The 23330-nt window shown below is 36.9% G+C and carries 18 protein-coding genes; 5 read left to right on the forward strand and 13 right to left on the reverse strand.

Annotated elements, in window-relative coordinates; translation table 11 throughout:
- Positions 1-56: 56 nt before the first annotated feature.
- The 7 genes from G9C87_RS13540 to G9C87_RS13570 all read right to left on the reverse strand — a co-directional run bounded on the left by G9C87_RS13540 (position 57) and on the right by G9C87_RS13570 (position 9623).
- Positions 57-1079, reverse strand: coding sequence for a hypothetical protein (locus G9C87_RS13540; protein WP_172282006.1), 1023 nt, complete (start codon positions 1077-1079; stop codon positions 57-59).
- 144 nt (positions 1080-1223) lie between these two features.
- A complete protein-coding gene (locus G9C87_RS13545; protein ID WP_172282008.1) occupies positions 1224-2555 on the reverse strand; it encodes a quinol:cytochrome C oxidoreductase in 1332 nt (443 codons plus the stop codon).
- 8 nt (positions 2556-2563) lie between these two features.
- On the reverse strand, positions 2564-3256 hold the full coding sequence (locus tag G9C87_RS13550) for a c-type cytochrome (protein ID WP_172282010.1): 693 nt from the start codon (positions 3254-3256) through the stop codon (positions 2564-2566).
- Position 3257: 1 nt separating this feature from the next.
- A complete protein-coding gene (locus G9C87_RS13555; protein ID WP_122546000.1) occupies positions 3258-3779 on the reverse strand; it encodes a DUF3341 domain-containing protein in 522 nt (173 codons plus the stop codon).
- Positions 3766-5163: an NrfD/PsrC family molybdoenzyme membrane anchor subunit gene (nrfD, locus tag G9C87_RS13560; RefSeq protein WP_172282012.1), complete on the reverse strand. Its 1398-nt coding sequence runs from the start codon at positions 5161-5163 to the stop codon at positions 3766-3768. The genes G9C87_RS13555 and nrfD overlap by 14 nt, the downstream gene beginning before the upstream one ends.
- A gap of 25 nt (positions 5164-5188) precedes the next feature.
- Entirely contained in the window at positions 5189-8236 is a 3048-nt protein-coding gene (locus tag G9C87_RS13565) for a TAT-variant-translocated molybdopterin oxidoreductase (RefSeq protein ID WP_172282020.1), read from the reverse strand.
- A gap of 22 nt (positions 8237-8258) precedes the next feature.
- A complete protein-coding gene (locus G9C87_RS13570) occupies positions 8259-9623 on the reverse strand; it encodes a c-type cytochrome (protein WP_172282022.1) in 1365 nt (454 codons plus the stop codon).
- A gap of 185 nt (positions 9624-9808) precedes the next feature.
- Here G9C87_RS13570 and G9C87_RS13575 point away from each other — a divergent pair, with 185 nt between their 5' ends.
- Positions 9809-10345: an SPOR domain-containing protein gene (locus tag G9C87_RS13575; RefSeq protein ID WP_172282024.1), complete on the forward strand. Its 537-nt coding sequence runs from the start codon at positions 9809-9811 to the stop codon at positions 10343-10345.
- Positions 10346-10398: 53 nt separating this feature from the next.
- Here the strand turns inward: G9C87_RS13575 and G9C87_RS13580 are convergent, their stop codons facing one another.
- The 6 genes from G9C87_RS13580 to G9C87_RS13605 all read right to left on the reverse strand — a co-directional run bounded on the left by G9C87_RS13580 (position 10399) and on the right by G9C87_RS13605 (position 18512).
- On the reverse strand, positions 10399-11673 hold the full coding sequence (locus G9C87_RS13580; protein ID WP_172282026.1) for a DUF6080 domain-containing protein: 1275 nt from the start codon (positions 11671-11673) through the stop codon (positions 10399-10401).
- Positions 11674-11750: 77 nt separating this feature from the next.
- The gene (locus G9C87_RS13585) at positions 11751-12608 is read right to left on the reverse strand and encodes a T9SS type A sorting domain-containing protein (RefSeq protein ID WP_172282028.1); all 858 of its coding nucleotides are present in this window, start codon (positions 12606-12608) and stop codon (positions 11751-11753) included.
- Positions 12609-12684: 76 nt separating this feature from the next.
- Positions 12685-14226 carry a protein adenylyltransferase SelO gene (locus G9C87_RS13590; protein ID WP_172282030.1) on the reverse strand — a complete coding sequence of 514 codons (1542 nt, stop codon included), beginning with the start codon at positions 14224-14226 and terminating at the stop codon, positions 12685-12687.
- Between the two features lie 73 nt (positions 14227-14299).
- The gene (locus G9C87_RS13595; RefSeq protein ID WP_172282032.1) at positions 14300-16681 is read right to left on the reverse strand and encodes a transglycosylase domain-containing protein; all 2382 of its coding nucleotides are present in this window, start codon (positions 16679-16681) and stop codon (positions 14300-14302) included.
- A gap of 6 nt (positions 16682-16687) precedes the next feature.
- A complete protein-coding gene (locus G9C87_RS13600; protein WP_172282034.1) occupies positions 16688-17149 on the reverse strand; it encodes a gliding motility lipoprotein GldH in 462 nt (153 codons plus the stop codon).
- Positions 17142-18512 carry a stage 0 sporulation family protein gene (locus tag G9C87_RS13605; RefSeq protein WP_172282036.1) on the reverse strand — a complete coding sequence of 457 codons (1371 nt, stop codon included), beginning with the start codon at positions 18510-18512 and terminating at the stop codon, positions 17142-17144. The genes G9C87_RS13600 and G9C87_RS13605 overlap by 8 nt, the downstream gene beginning before the upstream one ends.
- Positions 18513-18788: 276 nt before the next feature.
- Between G9C87_RS13605 and G9C87_RS13610 the strand changes: the two genes are divergently transcribed.
- From G9C87_RS13610 to G9C87_RS13625, 4 genes are all read left to right on the forward strand, one after another.
- Positions 18789-20024, forward strand: coding sequence for an OmpP1/FadL family transporter (locus tag G9C87_RS13610; RefSeq protein ID WP_172282038.1), 1236 nt, complete (start codon positions 18789-18791; stop codon positions 20022-20024).
- 10 nt (positions 20025-20034) lie between these two features.
- Positions 20035-21585: a G-D-S-L family lipolytic protein gene (locus tag G9C87_RS13615; RefSeq protein WP_172282040.1), complete on the forward strand. Its 1551-nt coding sequence runs from the start codon at positions 20035-20037 to the stop codon at positions 21583-21585.
- Positions 21586-21669: 84 nt separating this feature from the next.
- Entirely contained in the window at positions 21670-22608 is a 939-nt protein-coding gene (locus tag G9C87_RS13620) for a ribose-phosphate pyrophosphokinase (RefSeq protein ID WP_172282042.1), read from the forward strand.
- Between the two features lie 56 nt (positions 22609-22664).
- Positions 22665-23306, forward strand: a complete 642-nt coding sequence (locus G9C87_RS13625; protein WP_172282044.1) for a 50S ribosomal protein L25/general stress protein Ctc — start codon at positions 22665-22667, stop codon at positions 23304-23306.
- Positions 23307-23330: the final 24 nt, after the last annotated feature.

Consider the following 23330-nt stretch of genomic DNA (forward strand, 5'->3'; position numbering starts at 1 on the left):
TTTTATTTTTTATTTCTTCTTCATTTTAGCTGATTTTATTATCAAATCATCCTGTTCTATGGGTTGTATTTGTTAGGCTGTTCTTTGAGATCTCCTTTAAAGAATGAGCTGAAAATGCTTTGCATATTTGGAAATGAGGCGTCCTGCCAAAAAGATATTTTGTAATTGCTGTTATCTTTATCAAATCTTACCTTATTGGTATCGTTATCATTTTCGAAGCTGAATTCGGTTGGATAGAAATTAGAATACACTATGATTTGATTGTAGTCCGGCTCACTTTTATGTTTTAATTTAACAAAGGTGCGCTCATTGTATTCTAGAAAATCTCTTAAACCTTTTGATGATCCCTTTTCAAATGTAAGATTAAGGATTGTCCTGATGTCATAAAACCGGAATCCAAGAAATGCGAATTCTTTTTCCTGTAAAACAGCGCCGGAAATTTCGATCTGGTCTTTCCTGTCTCCTTTTAATTCTTTTATTTCAGTAATTTTTGTTTTATAATCTTCTGGATTTCCCAAGTGCTTAAGCTTAGGAAGATTCAGCGAATTCCCATAATCCCATGATGAAGTTTGTTTTTTTTCATTTTTAGGATCTTCCAGACGATAGATTCTGTACTGCTGAACATTTGTACTTTTCAGCTTTTTACTTTTATTGTCAAAAATATAGGTAATTATTCCATCCGCATATGCATTAAGCTTATTATTAACCGTAACATAAGAGTTGAAATTTCCTTTGATGAAAATGTATTTAGCCGGTTTATTATTTTTGATCACGACTGTCTCAATTTCCTTTATCCGATCATTGAGTTTTATAATGTCGTGGTCAATTTCTGTGTAGGATAGTGTTGCTACGGAAAAATTGTCGTAAACCAATTGAAATTTTTCCTGAGAGGGATCCAATGCCTTTTTGTCTATTTTACCATCAATATCTGAATAGGCTAGGATGCTTCCATCTTTTCCAAAGACAGATACTTTTGGCAAGGGTCTATTATCCCTTTCAGAAACAAAAGTTATCGTCTGTGAATGCATGAAACTAAAGATGAGCAGGAATATGATCTGTAGTACATAATTTCTCTTCATAATAAAAGCTGTTTAATGGTTTGTATTCATATATAAAGACACCGGATTTTGAAAATAGTTGCCTGATACTTCAATTATAATCATAAAAAAAAGACTGATTATTTAATAATCAGTCTTTTATAGTTTTTATTTTGTTACAAGTCCTTAGAAAGGATACTCATAAATTTCAGATTCATGTAAGAATGGGTTTCCTGTAGGAATCAATTTAAGTTTAGATAATGCAGTCATTACAGTAAACATAAATAACCCAACAATGAATAGGATAGATCCTAAGATCAGGATGAATACTTCAGGAGTATTCCAGTATGGTCCTACTGTTCCCGGCATTACCATATTGAAGTAATCTAGAATGTGCCCAAGGATTACAACTACTGCCATTGTAGTAACTACTTTATAGTTTCTTTTGATGCTGCTGCTTACTAATACCAATAAAGGTAATAAGAAGTTAATGATCAACATTGGCAGGAAAGTAGGTGAGTAGTGTTGGAATCTTCCAAAGAAGTAATTAACCTCTTCCGGTACGTTGGCATACCAGTAAAGCATGAACTGTGCAAACCATGTATATGTCCAAAGCATACTTGTCGCGAAAAGGAATACTCCAAGATCGTGTAAGTGGTTATCATTGAACTGTGGTAAGAAACCGTTCTTCTTAAGGTATACACTGATTAAGATGATTACTGCAATACCACTAGACAGGCAGCTAACCATAGAATACCAGATATACATTGTAGAATACCAGTGCGGGTCAATAGACATCAACCAATCCCAAGCCCATGCAGCTGAACAGAATCCAAAGAATACAATATATCCTACTGCCCATCTGTAAAGCATTTGGTAGTCGATTCTTGATTTAGTTTCATCTACTTTCTTTGAAACAGCTTTTAATTTCCATGCGAAGAATGATGCTCCGATTACATACAAGAACGTTCTGAATGCATAGAAAGGGATATTTAAGAATCTTTTTTTCTCGAATAAGATCACATCAAAGTGCGGAGAATCAGGGTTTGTTAACTCCGGATCCATCCAATGGAAAAGGTGACCATTGTGAGAAATATTTAATAGCATAAGGATGATCAAAATAGCTCCCCCGTATGGAATATAAGAAGCAATAGCTTCCATTACTCTTGTAATGATAATTGGCCAACCTGCATGAGCTGCATGCTGAATACAGTAGAAAAATAATACTGCACAACTTACTCCGAAGAAAAATACAGCTACAAAGTGTAGTGATGCCAACGGCTGGTTGTGAACCTGCAATTCTGCGTGTTCCAAATGGGCAGCGTGGTCCTGAGGTCCTACCATTTCACTTGAATGTGTAGGAGCATTGTGACCTGAAGCATGAACAGCTTCCATCATCTGTTCAATTTTCTCTGTGCTGATTCCTTTATTCAAGAAAAAACCAATACCAAATAGAACTAAACCTACAACAAGCAGTATTATAGAAATTGATTTTAATTTTGGTGAAAAAGTATACATTTCTTTTCTTATTTTTTAGTTTCGGTAGTCGTTTCAGTTGCTGGTGCCGCTGCTGTAGCTGTAGCTGCTGCAGGTGCTGCTGCTCCTTTTTTGAAAGCACTCATCACATACATTGCTACTCTCCATCTGTCTCCTGCATTCAATTGTCCTGCATAAGACCCCATCGCATTTCTACCGTTTGTTAATACATAATGAACAGATCCCACAGTAATTTCTCTATCAGCATAGTTAGGTACACCTGAGAAAGCACCGCTTTGTACGATTGGTCCTTGTCCATCACCTCCTGTTCCATGACATGCCGCACAAGTATGGTCGAATAACATTTTTCCTCTTTCTATATCTTTAGCTGCATTAGCTGGATTTAGAGGAGAAGTCGTCAACTTTTTTGATGCATCATATCCTGCATTATATTCGTCTGCATTTTTTGGAAGTAATCCTTCTTCAAAAATTCCGTCTTTATTTTGAGCAACACTTCCTTCTACTGGAGCAAGTCCTGTTGCATAGCTATTTTTAACAAACGCTGGAATTTCATTGTCATGATCTGAATAAGCATCTTTAGCCTTCATCAATGGATCATATGCTACCGGGAAATACATATCCGGGAAATATACCAGAGGTGCATTTTCTTTCGGTCCGCAAGAATTAAGTAAAACTGTTGTTAAACCTAAGATTGCAGTAATTCTTAATACATTCTTTTTCATTTTAAGCGTCTTTAACAGTTATTTCTTCAACTCCAGTCTCAATAAGTAGCTGTTTTACAGATTCTACATCTTCAGTTACAAATTCCATCATGAATTTGTCATCTGTAGTTCTCGGATCCGGATTTTGTGCCGGAGCTCCAGGATACATCTTGTTTCTTACCAAGAAAGTAAGTGACATCATGTGAGCAGCACAGAATACCATTAATTCAAACATCGGAACTACGAATGCCGGCATGTTGTGTCCCCAGTCAAAAGCTGGTTTACCACCGATATTCTGAGGCCAATCATGATTCATTACATACCAGGTTACAGTTGCACCGATCGTAACACCATAACAAGCATAGATAAAAGCAGCATCAGAAATTCTTGTCTTCTTCAGACCTAAAGCTTTATCTAGTCCGTGAACCGGAAATGGAGTATAAACCTCGTTGATTTTTATTCCTTTATCGTTGAATGCTTTAACGCCGTTCATTAAATCGTCGTCATCAGCATAAAGTCCGTATACAATTTTAGTGGTGCTCATCTCCTTCTTTTGCTTTATAAGTTTCACCTGAGATTTTCAAAATCGATTTTAATTCAGCCTGTGCAATTACAGGGAATGTTCTTGCGTATAATAAGAATAGTACAGAGAAGAATCCGATTGTTCCTAAATATACACCTACGTCAATAATGGTTGGTTTAAACATCGTCCATGAACCTGGCAAGTAATCTCTTGAAAGGTTGATTACGATGATATCGAAACGCTCAAACCACATACCGATGTTGATAATTAGTGCTACAATGAAAGTCCAGATAATGTTCGTTCTTGCTCTTTTGAACCAGAAAGAAGCCGGAATAACAAGGTTACAGATAATTAGTGACCAGAAAGCCCACCAATAAGGACCTGTTGCTGCACCTGGAGAAAGATACGTAAAATCTTCAAATCTTGATCCTGAGTACCATCCTATGAAATATTCAGTTGCGTAAGCTACAGTTACCATACCACCTGTTACCACAATTACGATGTTCATAATTTCAATGTGATACATAGTGATGTAATCTTCAAGGTGACAAACTTTTCTGGCAATTAACAATAGTGTTTGTACCATTGCAAATCCTGAGAAAATCGCACCGGCAACGAAGTACGGAGGATAGATCGTAGAGTGCCATCCTTTAATAACTGAAGTTGCGAAGTCAAAGGATACGGTAGTGTGTACTGAGAATACAAGTGGAGTTGCCAAACCTGCTAAAACCAAAGATAATTCTTCAAATCTTTGCCAGTGTTTTGCTTTACCACCCCAACCGAATGCTAGGAATGTATAGATTTTTCTAGTCCAAGGAGTTTTAGCTCTATCTCTGATCATTGCAAAGTCAGGGATCAATCCCATGAACCAGAAAACTGTAGATACTGAGAAATATGTAGAGATCGCAAATACGTCCCAAAGTAGAGGAGAGTTAAAGTTCCCCCAAAGAGAACCGAATTGGTTTGGAAGAGGGAATACCCAATATCCTACCCAAACTCTACCCATGTGGATTACAGGGAAGATAGCTGCCTGTACAACAGCGAAGATCGTCATCGCTTCAGCTGAACGGTTTACAGACATTCTCCAACGCTGTCTAAATAATAATAATACCGCTGAGATTAGGGTTCCGGCGTGACCAATACCTACCCACCATACGAAGTTGGTGATATCCCAACCCCAGTTAATAGTTCTGTTAAGCCCCCATGCTCCAATACCTGTTCCGATAGTATAAGCGATACACCCGAATCCATAGATGAATAGAACTAGGGCTGCATATAGTGATATCCACCATAATTTACCTGCTCTTTCTTCGATAGGTCGTGCAATATCTTCTGTGATATCGTGATAAGTTTTGTGACCAATAATTAGAGGTTCCCTTATCGGAGCTTCGTAATGTCCTGACATTTTTTACCTATTTATTATTTAAACTTTATTTTTCTACTCTGTTTCTTACTTTAGTGTGATAGAACACATTTGGCTTTGTTCCGATCTCTTCCAGTAAATAATATCTTCTGTTGCTTGAGTATAATTCTCTTACTTCAGATTCTTTATCGTTCATGTCTCCAAACGTCATTGCTCCGGTAGAACAAGCAGCAGCACAAGCAGCAGAGTTTTTGAACTCGTTGTCTGTTACTTTTCTGTTCTCTCTTTTCGCAGTTAAGATTGTAGCCTGAGTTTGCTGGATACACATTGAACATTTCTCCATAACCCCTCTTGTTCTTACAACAACGTCCGGGTTTAGTACCATTCTTCCAAGATCGTTATTCATATTGAAATCAAAACGATCGTTCAGGTTATATGTAAACCAGTTGAAACGTCTTACTTTATATGGACAGTTGTTTGCACAATATCTTGTACCAATACATCTGTTGTAAGCCATATGGTTTTGACCTTGCTTACCATGAGAAGTAGCCGCTACCGGACATACTGTTTCACATGGAGCGTGGTTACAGTGCTGACACATTACCGGTTGGAAAATCACGTCCGGACTTTCATTCGGTTCGATTAGGATGTCATATAGATTAGGAACATTTAATCCTCTTTCAATACCTTCTTTAGTTTCGATCTTTTCTTTAGCAGAATAGTAACGATCGATTCTTAACCAGTACATATCTCTGGACATTCTGATCTCTTCTTTACCTACAACAGGAACGTTGTTTTCTGCCTGGCAAGCAATGATACATGCTCCACAACCAGTACAAGAGTTTAAGTCAATAGATAAATTGAAGTGAGGTCCATCAGTGTCATCGAAAGCGTCCCAAAGGTCTATTTTTCTTGCTGGAAGAGCTCCACTGATCGTGTGGTATTCCAAAGGCTTGTTCCATCCTTTGTGCTCGTCATCAAAAGCGACATTCAGATATTCTGTTAAAGGAACTTCTTTAGCGATTTCATAACGCCCCATTAGAGTGTTTTGAAGCTGGATGCCAGCAAACTCATGCTCTTCACCTGTTTTTTCTATTTTAGCATTAGAAACAACTAAATTAGAACCGTCAAATAAAGGATAAGCATTTACTCCTGTATCAGCCGTTGCTCCGGAATTCTTTTTACCATATCCAAGTGCTAAACCTACTGATCCATCTGCCTGACCTGGTTGAATGAATACAGGAACATCTTTTATTACAACTCCGTTTACCGTAAGGTTTACAATAGAACCATCCAACTGCATTCTGGCATTCAGATCATTTTTTATACCTAATCTGTCTGCATCTTTAGGAGAAATAGTTAAGTAGTTATCCCAAGACATTCTTGTTAACGGATCCGGTAATTCTTGTAGCCAAGGGTTGTTAGCCTGAGTACCATCTCCGATAGAAGTCTTAGTATAAAGTACTAATTCAAGATCGGAAGCTTTAAAGTTACCTAATTCAGCAAGTGCCTGAGCAGCATTTCCTCCTGCATAAGATAATGTCGTTGCATTACTGGAAGGAACGATACCATTATACAAAGCTTTGTTGAAAGAGGTACCTCCTAATATAGAAGAAGCACTGGCTTTTAAGTAATCATAGTAGTTATTGGCAGCATTGTTCTTACCATTTTTCCAAACCAATAATGATTCTTCAATCTGTCTTGATTTGTAAATTTTCTGGATAGTAGGCTGCATTAATGTATAAACTCCTGTCTGAGGCTCCATATCTCCCCAAGACTCTAACCAGTTGGCTACCGGAATAACAGCTTTCGCTGCTTTATACATTTCATTTTTCTTATCTGCAACAGCAATTACGTAAGGAACTTTTGTTAAAGATTTTTTGAAATCTTCTCCTTTTGGATGAGAATAGATAGGATCTACATTGTTTGTAATCAATACTCCAACCTGTCCTGCATTTATCCATCCTAAGAATTCCTGGTATCTTGCTTTATCAAATTCTTTTAAGAAGTTCGCTTTACCGGTGAAGGCAACCGAACCTAATTTTTGGTTAATTAAGTGTGCTAAAACCTGTGCACCTTTAGATCCGTCTGCAAATACGACAGCTTTGCTTCCTTTTGCCTGAAGTTCTTTTACGATCTCAGCAGCAATTTTATCAGAAGCAGCACCTCCACCTACGATTGCATTGTAAACTTCAACTAATGTTTTATTTATCGCACTAGGCTTTAGTCTGTATCTTGAGTCAGCATTTGCACCTGTAAGAGACATGTTGGATTCCACCTGAATGTGTCTCAACATGTTTGCTCCCGGTTTTCTTGCTTCTGCATAAGAAGTTTCTAAACTTGAGGCATTGTAATCTCCTAAGAAATCAGCCTGGAAAGAAACTACTAATTCAGAACCTTTAAGATCGTAAACCGGTAATGCTCTTTGTCCGAATACTTCCTGTGCTGCATCTAATGCTGCGGAGTAAGGAAAAGCATCATAAGTTACAAGTTCTGCTGTAGGGTATTTAGCTTTGAATTCAGCGAACAACTTTTTGAAAGTTGGTGAAGCAAAAGACTGAGATAAAAGAACAATCTTTTTGCCTGCTGACTGTGCTTCCGCCAAACCTTTAAGAACAAAATCATCTACTTTATCGAAAGTTTCGTCTTTACCGTCAAGCTTAGGTTGTTTTACTTTATCATTATCATAAAGAGAAAGTACACTTGCCTGAGCTCTTGCATTCGTTTTACCTAATTCTCCTGCAGCCGGGTTTGGATCAATTTTAATAGGTCTTCCTTCACGTGTCTTTACTAAAACACTAGCGAAATCGAAACCATCAAAATATGTTGAAGCGTAGTAGTTAGGAACCCCAGGAATGATATCATGAGGTTTTACCACGTAAGGAATCGTTTTAATTACCGGAGCTTCACAAGCAGCAAGTGTTACTGCTGCAGTAGAAAATCCTAATAATTTTAAGAAATCTCTTCTTGAAGTACTTGATCCGTTCTGTTCAGCATCTCCAAGGAAATCTTCTACCGGAATTTCTTCCTGAAACTCTTTTTGAGCCAGCTTATTATTTAAAGCCGGGTCTTTAAGTTCATGAATACTTCTAAATTGTATTTTGTTTGAAGCCATTTATACTTCTAATTTTTAGTTATTAATAATGACATTTACCACACTCAAGACCTCCAATTGCATCTACAGTAATCTTACCACCATCTTTAGGGTATTGTTTTTTCAACTTGTCATGTAGATTCTTGAAGTATTCTTTATTATAACCGTTGTTCATATCAACCTCAGTAGTTCTGTGACACTCGATACACCATCCCATAGTGAAGTCATTAGCCATCTGAACAACATTCATTGTGTCTATTTTTCCGTGACAAGCTTTACAAACAACATCGATTTTGTTATTTGGATTCTTTTTGTTGAAAGAATTGATGATTGCCTGCTCACCCGCTACAACGTGCTGAGAGTGATTGAAGTACACGAAATCCGGCATGTTGTGGATTCTTGTCCATTCTACTGGTTCAGTTTTTCCTGTATACTGTTGTTTTGCAGGATCCCAACCTGTATGCTGATAAATCTTTTGGATTTCACCGTCATAGAACGCTTTGTCTTTTCCTGGCTCCATATAGTGATCTGCATTGTATTCGGAAATTGTTCTGTGACAGTTCATACAAACGTTCATAGAAGGAATTTCAGAAACTTTACCGTATTTAGCACTTGAGTGACATAGCTGACAGTCAATTTTTTGTTCTCCAGCGTGAATTTTGTGAGAGAAGTAGATAGGTTGTTCAGGCTTGTATCCTTTGTAAACACCGATCCACATTAACCAGTTCCATATTCCATAGGTTGCAAGGATCGCTAAAATAACCAAAGCTCCTTTACCTATATAATGGTATTTTTTATAGATTTCACTGAATGAACGAACTCTCGTTTCATTAAGCCCTGCTAAGTCTTCTGACTGTCCTAATTTAACTAATTGTCTTAGTTTAAGTAAGATCCATACCAGTAAGGCTGCAATTGCTAAAAGTGAAATGATAACAACGTTTGTTGTTGTTTTGTCGGTTGCTGCAGTTGCGGTAGCATCTGTTGCAGTGGCTGCTCCCGCTTCCGGTTTTTTCTCTTCCGGAGCCGGAGGATTAGTTGTAAAAGCTAAGATGTCATCGATATCCTTCTCTGTAAGATTAGGAAACTGAAGCATCTCAGTTTTATTATATTTTTCAAAAATCTCATTGGCGTATTTGTCTCCAGAAGCTCTCAGAGCTTTGTTGTCCTTGATCCACTTGTGAAGCCAATCTCTGTCTACACCACCCTCTGTCTTTACTCGTTCTACAACTCCTTTCAAAGGAGGTCCTATCACTTGTTTATCCAGAGCGTGACATGCAGTACAATTCGCTTTGAAAAGTTTCTCACCGTTTTTAGGATCGCCGTCTTGCCCGTAAAATGAAGCACTGGTTGATAGCAATAAGCCAATTGCGATCAACGTTTGTTTATAATGCTTTCTCCAACTAATCATTTAAATTATCTTATGTTAGTAAAATATTGAACATTCAATCAATCCCGCAAAAATAATATTTTTAACAGGAATTTAACGGCATATAGAAAGGGGAAAATATCATTTACGTTTAATTTGTATTGATTCTAAATAACTCAGTTTGGTATAATTTTTTAATTTGTATAAATTTGCGCAAACAAGTTTAAATGAAAAATTTAATCAAAATATTGTCGGTACTATCCTTTTTTGGATTTTATGAGATTGAAGCCCAGCAGGTTGTAAAGAAGGATACATTGTCCGGAACCGAACTAGTAATGTCAATGGATCCTAAGGTAAAAGATGCTTTAGAGAGTCTCGAAGACAAATGTTCAAGAGTTGTAACCACTACAACACCCCGGGATAGTAGTGACGAAACTTACACAAGACCTACAAAAATATATGTTCCGAATAGGGAATTGACCAATGCGGAAATCTGTAGAAAAAACCCAAGAATTTTGGGGTATAAAATTCAGATTACAACTGTGAAAAGTAACGATGAAGCGAATGAGATCAAATCGTATTTCAGAAAAAGATTTCCTAATCTAAAGGTGGAAACCGATGCGTCTTTGAGACCTAATTATAAGATTTTAGCAGGAAGTTATTTCACGAAACAAAGTGCTTCTTCAGACCTTTCTAAGATCAGAGAATACTTTAAATCTGCTGTTGCAGTACAGTACAGAATATTTTGTGCAGAGGCTAAATAATATAAGCTATATGATAAAAAATAAAAGCTGAGAAGATTTTCTTCTCAGCTTTTTTATTGATAATAAGAATCTAAGAACCAGAAAAACTCTGTCATCCTGAGGTAGTTATTAACTCCCAGATAAACCAATAATATTCCCAATGTAAGTGTCAGGAATGAGAGTGCTTTCGGAGAAGACCGATAAGAGTAGAACAGCCAGCCTAGAAGTATCGGATAGACAAAAACAAAGTGACCGCCATAGATGTAAGACGTATGTAATCCGAATCTCATAATGCAGTGGATAACAATATCTACAACAAAAGAGATCATTACAACTTGTGCCAGTTTATTTTTGAAATTTCTGAAATAACTCCAAAATATAAGACTCAATAAAAGGGCAATAAATACGTAAGGAACCCACGAAGAATAAACATCCATAATAAGACCTTTGAAATGAAAGCCTTTCATATTATGTTTATCACGAATGATAAAATTGGAAAAAAGAATATTGCCTCCAAAAAAATACGAAAGAATCATGTCCCAGGTTGGTGTAGACTTTACATTAGAGAACTTTTCATATTGTTCGTTCGTCTTATTGAAGATATTTTTATATTTAAAGTCTATCCGGTTTAGGTATAGTAGTATAAAGCAAATACAAGTAATTACAACTCTTAGTGCAGCATTTCCAAATTTCTTCCATTTTGTAAACAGGTCTTTTTCGAATAAGACAGGAATGAAAACCTTAAAAATGTTGGTAATAGTAAGTCCTCCCACGGAAACTCCAGCGAAAACCAGAGCCAGACCAGATATCTTCTCTTCTTTTTTAAGTTTAATGGCCGCATAGTGGTTATAAAGACAAAGAAGAAAAAATGTATAAGTAAAGTTTTCCGGAGTGAAAGAAAGCAGGATGCTTGTTGAGAAAAGCCCGAAAAAAAGAATAATAATAAGGTTGATCATCAATGGTATTCTGATGATATTTTTTAAATATTTAAATACTTGTAATATAGCTAGACTTACCGTGGTTATGCTAAACCATGCCAGAACTAACCTAAAGGTAACATCCGTTTTTCCGTTCGAGATTAGAAAAGCAAACTCTCTTATCCAGTTAAAAAAATAGTAGGATAAAGGATGTCTTTCGAAACTACCACCGGTCATCACAATTGAACGATTGTCAAAACTGAAATAAGCATCCCAAGGTATTCTGTTATCAAAAATGATGGTGTAATTAATAGCAATGTAAGATCCCAGTATCCCATACAGAGAAAGAAAGAAAAGAAATACCCATAGCTCAGTGAGTGAAGAAGGAAATATGAGTTTAAAAAAATGGATTAGTTTCGTTTTGAAATTCACCTGTTTAAAGTTTTTGCAAAAGTAAAATAAAAAACTCACCAATTCCGGTGAGTTTTGTTTGTATGTGTAAAAATCATTTATTCTTTGATGATTTTTTCTGAGGTTGATGTCCCATCGTTAAATTCGATCTGCATCAAATAATTTCCTTTAGGGAGTGAAGAAAGATCTGCTTTTACCGAAGCCGTTTTTAAAACTGATTTTCCTGAAAAATCAAAAACAGATATTGACTTTATTTTTTTGTCTGTTCTGATTTCAACTTCTCCTTTTGTAGGGTTGGGATAGATGCCTGTTTTAGCTCTAGAAGAAATCTCATTAACAGATAATGTCCCACTTGCTAAAATCTGAATGTCATCTATTGCAACAGCATCAGCATTATTTCCGGTGTATTGAAATCGTACTTGTACATTTGTTTGCCCTGCATACGGAGTTAAGCTTTTTTGTACAGCAACGGTATTGTATAAGTCAGTATCTTCGTCGCCATCTCCGTCATCTTGAAACCCTGGTTCTGTGTCTTCAGTCCACACAGTATTCCAAGTAGCTCCTCCGTCGGTTGTAACCTGAGCAATTAGATTACCTAAATTTTGATTAATCATATAAGACCAGCCTACCACAACATTGAATTTTAAAACAGGATTTGTAGTCCCAGCTAAACTAAAAACGGGACTAACCAAGTTTGCGGTATTTGCCTGAGCAATCCAATCTATTGTTGCAGAGTTATTTCCTGTAATAGTAAAGGTGTCTCTTAGTTGAATTGCTTGTGCTGATGTTCCAGGAAAGTTTGTTGTTGAAAGATCCCATGGTCGTGTCGAAACTGTACTTGATCTGGTCCATCCGGTTGGAGGAAAAGTTGTTCCCTCAAAATTCTCTGATAACAAAGTTTGGGCAGTACCCATCACGCTTGTTAATAATATTAAAGATAGTAAAGTCTTTTTCATAATGTAATTTTATAGTTATACTCAAAATTAAACATTTTTTTAATAGATATCACTTATCTTGCTTATTATTATAAACTTACGAACTGCAAGACAGCGTGGAACATCCGGAAATATCATCATAATCAACAGGCCTTTTTACGGAAAATTCAGGATAAATTTCCTGATAAGGATTTTCGAGGGCATGTATTAATTTTTTTAATAAATCTTTCTTCCCTTCATTAATTTCTTCAATGCATTGGTACAAAAGATAATTTCTAAGGATGAATTTTGGATTAGCTTTTTGCATCAGGTTGAGAGAGGCTTCCTTTGTAATTTTATTTTTTGAAATTCTTTCTTTGTATTTTTGAATAAAGTGTTTAAGCTTATTCAAAAGATCATCATTTAGGAAGGTATAAGATACATTTTCAAACAACTCTTTCAGGTCATCTCCCTCTTTGAGTTTTTCCAACTGATTAAAAAACAAGGTGTGATCAAATTCTAATTCCTGTATCAATCCCTGCCAGTTGCTGAAAAACTCTTCGTCACCATCTAATAGCTGATCGAATCCGAATTTTCGGCAAAGCATTTTGTCGTGAGCTTCCCAGAAATAATTACCATAATTATTGAGGGTATTTTCTAAAAATTTTTCATCCTTAATTAATGGATGAAGCGCATTTGCCAACTGCCATAAATTCCATTGTGAGATTTGCCCCTGCTTTCCGAATGCATATCTTCTTCCTGGCAAATCGGTGGTATTGGGAGTGAAATTCAGATCATACTCATCCGTCATAGAGTAGGGACCATAGTCAATGGTAAGCCCAAGCACAGACATATTATCTGTATTCATAACTCCATGTACAAAACCCACTCTGAACCATTCTGTCATCAGATCAGCCGTTCTTGTGCAGATGCTTTTAAAGAAATCTTTATATTTTTCAGAATCCGATGAAGTGATTTCAGGAAAATAATTGAGAATAGTAAAGTCAACGAGATCCTGTAAGGTTTTGTATTCTGCCTGAGCAGAAATGAGCTCGTAATGCCCAAACCGTAGAAAGCTTTCCGCAGTCCTGATAATTATCGCTCCTTTTTCTTTTTGGGGATTCCCGTTGTACATCATATCTCTTATGACGTCTTCTCCTGTAAAACATAGGCTTAATGCCCTTGTGGTCGGAACACCAAGGTGATACATAGCCTCACTCATCAGGTATTCCCTGACTGAGGACCTTAATACAGCTCTTCCGTCTGCATGTCTTGAATATGGAGTGGCTCCAGGACCTTTCCATTGAATTTCATTTTTTTTCCCGGAGTCATTGATTATTTCCCCAGCGAGTATAGCTCTCCCGTCTCCAAGCTGTCCGGCCCAGTTTCCAAATTGATGCCCGGCATATGCCGTAGCGTAAGGTTGAATATTAGGAGGTAAATTGTTTCCAACAAGAAAATCCAGATCGTTCTCTTCAAATTTTCCTAAACCGATTTCTTCAGAAAGTTTTTCATTGAAAACAATTAATTCCGGATTATCAAACCCCGCAGGATTAACCGTTGAGAATAAAACTTTAGGTGTTGCTCTCTGCATTGGATTTCCTGAAAAGTCTCCGGGAAACTTCTTTATAAAAGGTTGTTTGATCTCTTTAATATTCATGAATCAAAGATACAACAATAAAAAAAGACCTTTCAAACTGTTTGAAAGGTCTCGTGTATTTGTAAAAGAGAATTTATTTATTAAAATCAATTTCCTCGCTCTTATTGAGGTTTTCATTGACGTTCTCTTCTTTCTTCGTCGTATTGCTTTTTGGTGCAGGATCTACAGGTCTAGGATTTTTAATTTGATCGATCGTCTGAAGTCCCCCCTCGTCACCATAACCTCCGCTCAAACCTTTTAGATCTGAACATCCGTCTTTCCAATCAGATGGTTTCACGAATTTATCGTCTGGAGTAATGCCTAAACTTTTATCCGCCCATACTTTTTTCATAAATATCGCCCAGATCGGCAATGCCATTCTTGCTCCTTGTCCTTCACCTGTTCCAAAGAAGTGAGTTGCTCTGTCTTCCCATCCTACCCAGGCACCTGTTGCTAGCTTAGGAGTTATTCCCATAAACCAACCATCGGAGTTGTTCTGTGTAGTACCGGTTTTGGCAGCAATTTCCACCGCTTTTGAGATGCCCCTTCTTGAAAGTTCTCCGGAAGCGGTACCAAATTGGGCTACTCCTTTCATCAATTCAATCATGGTGTAGGCATAACGAGGATTCATTACCTCTTTTGGATCTACATTTACTTCTTTGATAACCCTGCTGTTGGCATCTTCTATCCTCCAGATCATTTCAGGTTTATTATAGTTACCATAGTTGGCGAAAGTACTGTAAGCACCAAGCATTTCGTAAATCGTGATGTCAGATGAACCTAATGCAATTGTATTGTTTCTTGGAATTTCCTCAGTTACTCCTAAATCTCTTGCAGTCTGTATTACAGCATCTACTCCGGTCATTTCAATAAGACGCGCGGCAACTGGGTTTTGAGAGTGTGCTAAAGCATCTTTTAAGGTCAGCATTCCGCCCCTGCCGGGAACATGCCATCCATTATGGTCGTAGGTTCCGTTTGAAACAGCTGAACAAGGTGTCATTCCAAGCTTCATGATAGCAGTTGCATATACGAAAGGTTTGAATGTGGATCCTACCTGTCTTTTACCTTGTTTGATATGGTCGTACTGGAAATGCTGCCAGTCGATTCCTCCAACCCATGCTTTAATCTCACCGGTTCCAGGAACCATAGACATCAAACCTGCCTGAGCAATCTGCTTATGATATCTGATAGAGTCCCAAGGAGACATTTCAACTTCTTCCTCTCCATTCCATGTAAAGCGTGATGTTTTTATCGGTTTATGGAATTCCATAAGTATTGAATCTTCAGATACTCCGGCTGCTTTAAGCAATTTGTAACGTCCCGTTCTTTTCATAGCCTGAACCATTACACTGTTGATCTGCTTATCCGTTAAGTAATAAAAAGGTCTGTTTTTTCTGCCTCTTTGTTCTGCATCAAATCTTTTTTGAAGGTCTGTCAAATGTTCTTTAATTGCCTCTTCCGCATATTTTTGCATTTTAGAGTCAAGCGTAACATATATTTTAAGTCCGTCTTTATAAAGGTTTAATTTTTTACCGGTTTCTTTTTCGTGATCTTTAAGATAACTATCGATCTCTTTTTTCAGATAAAACTTATAGTAAGCAGAGTAGTCATCATTGATGTTTTTGATCGGATGATAGTCTAAAGTAATAGGCGTTGCTACCGCTTTGTTGTAAGTATTCTCATCAATATAACCTGTTTTCTGCATCTGCTCCAAAACAACATCTCTTCTTGCCTTCGCTCTTGTCTCATTACGCATAGGGTTGTTTTTTACCGGATTTTCCAGCATGGCAACAAACATAGCTGCTTCAGGTAATGTAAGCTGATTGGTGCTTTTGTTAAAATAGATTTTTGAAGCCATTTCAATTCCGTTTGCATTGTATAAAAAGTCAAACTTGTTGAAATAAAGCGTTACAATTTCTTCTTTGGTATATCTTCTTTCAAGGCTTACTGCCACAACCCATTCTTTTAGCTTTTGGAAAGCCCTTGCTAACTTGTTTTGTGAAGCTCCCCCTGTGAAGAGTAGCTTTGCAAGCTGCTGGGTAATGGTGGAGCCACCTCCTCTGCCACCTCCATAAACAACTGCTCTGGCAATTGATTGTAGATCAATTCCGGAGTGTTCTTTAAAACGCTCATCCTCTTTAGCTTGTAGTGCATACACAAGAAAAGGAGGAAGATCCTTATAGGTAATAGGTTGGGTTTTTTCTTTTTCAAATTTGCCTAAAAGAACACCATCTGCAGAAAAAATCTGAGAAGCAACATAAATGTCAGGGTTTTCCAGTTCTTCAACATCCGGCATTTCACCAAGAAAACCTTGTGAAACAGCAAAGAAAGTTCCTGAAATTCCCAAAACAACTACAATAAGTCCAAGCCAAATAAATCTAACCCACTTTTTCCAGGAGGTATTTTTATTATTTTTTTTGGGAGGAAGCGGAAATGTCTTTCCTTTACTTCCTGTGTTTTTTTTGTTTTCTTCCATTTATGATTACGGTTTAGCCGTTTCTATTTTTACTCCAATATCTTCAATCCCCGGAAGGAAATCATTTCTCATCGCTTGTATTAATCCAATTTCATATTTTCCTTTTTGTGGAAATTTGTAATTTAATTTATATTGGAAAAGCGTTTCCTTCGTGTCTCCAAAACCCGTTCCAAGCCATTCTCCATTTGGCTTTGTAAGAATATAATTCAACGTATCTGTCTCCTTTTTCTTGCTTTGAAGATTCGTGAAATTAACGATAAACCTTATGTTACTGTAAGGGTAATCATTATTGTTTCTTACAACAAATATAATATTTTTAGGATTCTGTGGATCTGAAATCTCAAGATTAAATTTTTGCTCACTTTTCTTATTCCATTTACTATCAATGGAATTCATCGTGACATGTTCTCCCGGAGAATTACAGCTCAAGAAAAGAATAAGGGATAAAAATCCTAAAACTTTATGCATTGTTATCTTTTTTTGGAGGAAATTTCTTTTTAAATTTTTTCTTGTTTGGATTTTGTTGAGGCTTTTTCTCCTGACCGGAATTACTCACTTCTACTTTCTCCAATTGAGCTTTTGGCTGCTGAGGCCTTGGCTGTTTAGGGTTATGGTTAGAATTGGTATGGTCTGGTTTCTCAGATCTCTCCGGTTTATTTTTCCTTTGTCCCTGATTGTTGTTTTGCCTGTTCTGGTTATTGTGATTCTGGTTCTGGTTTCTGTTTTTGTTAAACCCTTTATTTTTCTTTTCGAATCGATCCACATTATTCTCCTGAATCAGATCAATGCTATGCAACGGGATATCCGGTTGTTTAAGTTCTTCAAGAGGGAGTATTTTTTCTCCTCTTTTATTTTTAGAAATGAACTGTTTTACAAGGTCAATATCAAAATCATACCATGCTACAGAGCTATCCACATAGGCAAACCACATTTTCTTCTTGAAAACGTCAATTTTAATACAGAAAGCTCTTCCTTTTTCTGTATCCAATGTTGTTGACGAAGAAGGGAAATTACTTAATGCATCAAGATAACTGTCTAATTCATAATTTAGACAACACTTTAGTTTACCACATTGCCCGGCAAGTTTTTGCGGGTTGATACTTAACTGCTGATATCTCGCAACGTTGGTATTTACAGATCTGAAGTCGGTAAGCCATGTCGAACAGCAAAGTTCTCTTCCACAAGACCCGATTCCTCCGATTTTTGCGGCTTCCTGTCTGAAGCCGATCTGTTTCATGTCGATTTTTGTTCGGAATGTAGAGGCGTATTCTTTTATTAACTGTCTGAAATCGATACGGTTATCTGCAGTGTAATAGAATGTTACCTTAGAAGCATCTCCCTGATACTCTACATCAGTAACTTTCATTTCAAGCCCCAGATTATGGGCAATCTTTCTTGCCTGTATCTTTACGCTGTCTTCTTTTTTTCTAGCTTCCTGCCAAACTTCAATATCTTTTTGATTGGCTAATCTGTATATTTTTAGTGAGTTTTCTTCAGAAAATTTTTTCTTTTTCATCTGAATTTTCACTAATTCGCCGGTGAGACTTACCACACCAACATCGTGTCCGGGACTAGATTCTACGGTGACTACACTACCTATATGTAATGGAACATTATTTACATTTTTATAAAACGATTTTCTGTCATTTTTAAATCTAACTTCTACAAAATCACACCTGTTAGATGCGGGATTATTGATGTTAGATAGCCAGTCGAAAACACTTAATTTATAACTATTACCACAGGTATTTACATTTTCACAACCATTCGCGGATTTCTTGGGTCCGCAAGAATGCGCAGAATCGCCGGATGTTTTACATCCACAACTCATATAACTATTATTTAATCTTGCAAATTTATATATTTTTATCTTTATGTAATTCTAAAAAATTCAAATATTCGTCAACATCATTGTTTGATATTAAACAAAAAACACTTTTTTGTCATTGGATTTTACCAATGTACTAGTATATATGCTTTTATGGTGAATTTTTCCTAAAGTGTTATTTTAAACATAATTTTCTTTTCGTATAATGTTTAAAATATTAAGAAATATTAACAGACCTATGCAAAATAATTTTATATTTGGGTTATATAATAATAGTCTATGAAAAAAATATTAGTATCAACTGCTTTATTGGCGGGTGTTTTATCTTACGCTGGAGGCTTCAGGGTTTCTTTGCAAGGGGTAAAGCAATTGGCAATGGCACATACTAGTGCTCATGCTGAAGATGCAAGTGTGGCATTCTTTAACCCTGCGGGTATGTCATTCATTCCTTCTAAACTGAGTATAGTTGCCGGAGGATTTGGAGCAAGTAATAAAGTTACTTTTCAGAATTTAAATACTTTACAAAGTACAGAAACTGATAATCCTCTTGGAACACCTATTTATGCGGCTATTGCTTATAAACCGCTGGAGAATTTATCAGTAGGTTTCAGCTTTTCAACACCTTTTGGTAGTACGATCCAATGGCCAAATGATTGGGAAGGAAGAGAAATGGTTCAGAAATTAGAATTAAAAAGTTTCTACTTCCAGCCAATGGTTTCAGTAAAACTGGCTCCGTGGTTAGCTTTTGGAGCGAGTTATATATATGCAAGAGGAAAAGTAGACTGGGATAAAGCAATTACTCAATTTGGAGGCGAGGTAAATATTAATGACGAGAAAGCAAGTGGACACGGATACGGGTTTGGTTTCTATTTCAGACCTGAAGAAAAACTGGATGTTAGTATTGCATACCGTTCTCCGGTGGACATGAAAGCGAAGAATGGAACAGCAACATTTAAATTTCCATCACAGTCTATCTACTCATTATTAGGATTAGGAGCCAACGGACAAGATGGTTTCTCTGCAACGCTTCCTTTAGTGGAAGAATATACAATAGGTTTAACCTATAAGATTACACCAAAATGGTTGGTTTCTGCTGATTTTAACTATCATGGATGGGAAAGATACAGTAAACTGACATTGGATTTTGCTAATGCTCCTATTGGAAATCAAGCAGATCCTACAGTGCTTGTTGCCCCAAAAAACTTCAGAAACTCAAAAACCTTCAGGTTAGGAACGCAATATGCATTTAGTGATATGATTTTTGGACGTTTGGGAGCTTATTATGATGAATCTCCTTATTCTGACAATAATTTTATAGCTGAAACACCTTCGTTTAATACTTATGTAGTAACAGGAGGGGTAGGCTTTAAGTTGAAACAATTTGGAGTTGATATTGCTGGAGGATATGCAATGCCTCAGGCAAGAGACGTTAATAATGCGAATCTTGGATTCTACGGGCAGGCAAAAGCCAGAGCGTTTTATTTTGGTCTAGGTTTATCTTATAATCCTTTTTAATTGAAAGACTATGAAAAAAATTATAATTTCTACAATCGCTGTCTCTGCGCTTTTATTTACAACGAGCTGCGAAAATGATTTTGATACGGATGTTAAAGATATCCAGGTATCGAAAGGGAATGCAGACTTTTCTAAATATGTAGCATTGGGTAATTCATTAACATCAGGCTATAGAGATGGAGCTCTTTATTCAGATGGACAAAATGAATCTTATCCTTCTATGATAGCTCAGCAAATGAAACTTGTTGGAGGAGGAGATTTCAAGCAACCGTTAATGCCGGATAATAATGGTGGATTGCTGTTAAATACCTTAGCCGGTCCTGTTCAGATTGCCAATACAAAACTATTCATTAGTGGTTTTGTAAATGGTTCTCCTGATATTAAAAATGCGAATAATAATACAGCAACAGCACTTGTAAATACCATTTTGACGGGTCCTTTCAATAACATGGGAGTTCCGGGAGCAAAAGTGGCTCATTTGCTGGCTCCTGGATATGGTAACATTCAAGGAATTGCTACTAAAACAGCTAATCCGTATTTTGTAAGATTTGCATCAAGTCCTACAACATCTGTAATTGCTGATTTTAAAGCACAGAAGCCTACTTTCTTTTCATTATGGATAGGAAATAATGATGCGTTGTTATATGCTCTTGCAGGTGGAGATGCTACGGTTGAAACCCTTACGCCACCGGCACAGTTTACACAATATTATAATGCATTAATTAATGAGATTGCCTCTACAAATGCTAAGGGTGTTATCGCAAATATTCCTAGCGTTACTTCTATTCCTTCACTAACAACTGTTCCTTATAACCCTTTAACAGCTTCTGTTCTAGGTGGTGGTAATGTTACTGTAGGAAATGCAACAATAGATAATTTAAATACAAATTTATACGGGCCATTGAGTCAGATTTTGGCTGCAGTAGGAGGTGCTGGAAGAATAAAGCCTTTGTCTAAAACTGAAGCGAATCCATTACTTATAGTAGACGAAAGCCTTCCAGATTTAAATGTTCAAATTACAGGTGCTGCTTTAGCATCCGGAAATCCAACCCTGATTGCTTTAGCAACATATTTAGGAGCTACTTATGGACAAGCAAGACAGGCGAAAGCAGGAGATTTGGTTCCTTTAACTTCTAAAGCTGAAATTGGAACACTTCAAACATTGCCTCCAGGAGTTCCCGCTAGCCTTGGTGCAAAAGGAATTGCTTATCCGTTTGCTGATAAATATGTATTGACGGCAACAGAAGTTACTGATGTAAACACAACCATTGATGCTTATAACGTAACGATTAAAGCAGCAGCAGATGCTAAAGGATACGCTTTTGTAGATGCCAACAAAAAGATGGTTGAACTTAATAGCCAATCCGGAATTTCATTTGACGGGGTAAGATATACTGCGAAGTTTGTAACGGGTGGAGCTTTTTCTCTTGATGGAGTTCACCTGACAGGAAGAGGTTATGCTATTGTTGCGAATGAATTTATTAAATCAATTAATGCAAAGTATAATTCTTCTTTACCACAGGTAAATGCGAATAATTATTCAGGAGTAAGATTCCCTTAAAATATAAAGGAAACAAAAACTTAGAAACCACAAGACTAATTCTTGTGGTTTTTTTTTAAATTTGCAAAATCTTAAAAAGTAAAAATGGCCGATCAGTTAAGTTATCTATTTAGTACAAGGACAAGTAAGGACTTGGCAGAAAAAATTGCTCAGCATTATGGGCAGGGATTAGGAAAAATAAACTTCCAGGAGTTTAGTGACGGGGAATTCGAACCTGTTTTAGACGAATCAGTAAGAGGAGGTAGGGTTTTCCTGATTGGATCTACATTCCCTCCCGCGGATAATCTATTAGAGCTTCTTCTAATGATTGACGCTGCAAAAAGGGCTTCTGCGAAAAGTATTACTGTTGTACTTCCTTATTTCGGACTTGCAAGACAGGATAGAAAAGATAAGCCAAGAGCTCCTATAGGTGCTAAGTTGGCTGCTAATCTTTTAACTGCTGCGGGAGCGACCAGAATTATGACCATGGATCTGCATGCGGATCAGATTCAGGGATTCTTTGAAATTCCTGTGGATCACTTGTATGCGTCAACTATTTTCGTAGATTATATCAGAGACCTGAATCTGGATAATCTTACCATCGCTTCACCGGATATGGGTGGGGCAAAAAGAGCTAAAAACTATGCCGGACACCTGGGTGCTGAAGTAGTAATTGCTTACAAAGAGAGAAAGAAAGCTAATGTTGTAGAGGAAATGTTCCTTATCGGGGATGTAGATGGTAAAAACGTTATTCTTATTGATGACATGATTGATACAGCAGGAACGCTTTGCAAAGCTGCTGATATCTTAATAGAGAAAGGAGCAAAAACAGTTAGAGCAATGGCTACTCACGGAGTGCTTTCAGGAAAGGCTTACGAGAATATTGAGAACTCTAAATTGCTGGAAGTTATTGTTACTGACTCAATTCCTGTTAAAAATAATTTGTCATCTAAAATAAAAGTGCTATCTTGCGCCCCATTATTTGCAGATGTTATGAAGATGGTTCATGAGCACCAGTCAATTAGTAGTAAATTTGTTATCTGATTGATTTACTGAAGTTTGCAAATTGTATTTTAAAACAAAATTTTAAATTTTTATAAATGAAATCTATTACAATTCAAGGTACAAAAAGAGAAAGCGTGGGCAAAAAGTCTACAAAAGCTTTACGTGATGCTGAATTAGTTCCTTGTGTTGTTTATGGAGGGACAGAACCATTGAACTTCTCTGCAGAAGAGAAATCTTTCAAAGGTTTAGTATATACTCCTGAAGCACACACGGTATCTATTGAAGTTGACGGACAAACAATTCCAGCAGTTCTTCAGGATATTCAGTTCCACCCAATTACAGACAAAATTCTTCATGCTGACTTCTATCAATTATCTGCTGATAAGCCGGTTATTATGGAAGTTCCGGTAAGAGTTACTGGTCGTTCTAAAGGTGTTGTTGCTGGGGGTGTTCTACGTCAGTCATTCAGAAAGCTAAAAGTAAAAGCGATCCCTGCAAACTTGCCGGATGAGATCGTTATTGATATTACTTCACTTAAGATTGGTAACAAATTATATGTTGGTGCTATCAAAACTGAAGGATATTCTTTCATGCACCCTGACAATGCAGTTGTTGTAGCTGTTAAGATGTCTAGAAATGCAATGAAGGGAGGTGCAGCAGCACAAGATGATGAGGATGAAGAAGAGGTTGTAGCTGAAGGAGCTGCTCCAGCAGCTGAGGAAACTGCAGCTGAATAAGAATTGCTTAATAACAATGATATA

This window comes from Chryseobacterium sp. LAM-KRS1, assembly GCF_013184525.1.
Classification (GTDB): domain Bacteria; phylum Bacteroidota; class Bacteroidia; order Flavobacteriales; family Weeksellaceae; genus Chryseobacterium; species Chryseobacterium proteolyticum.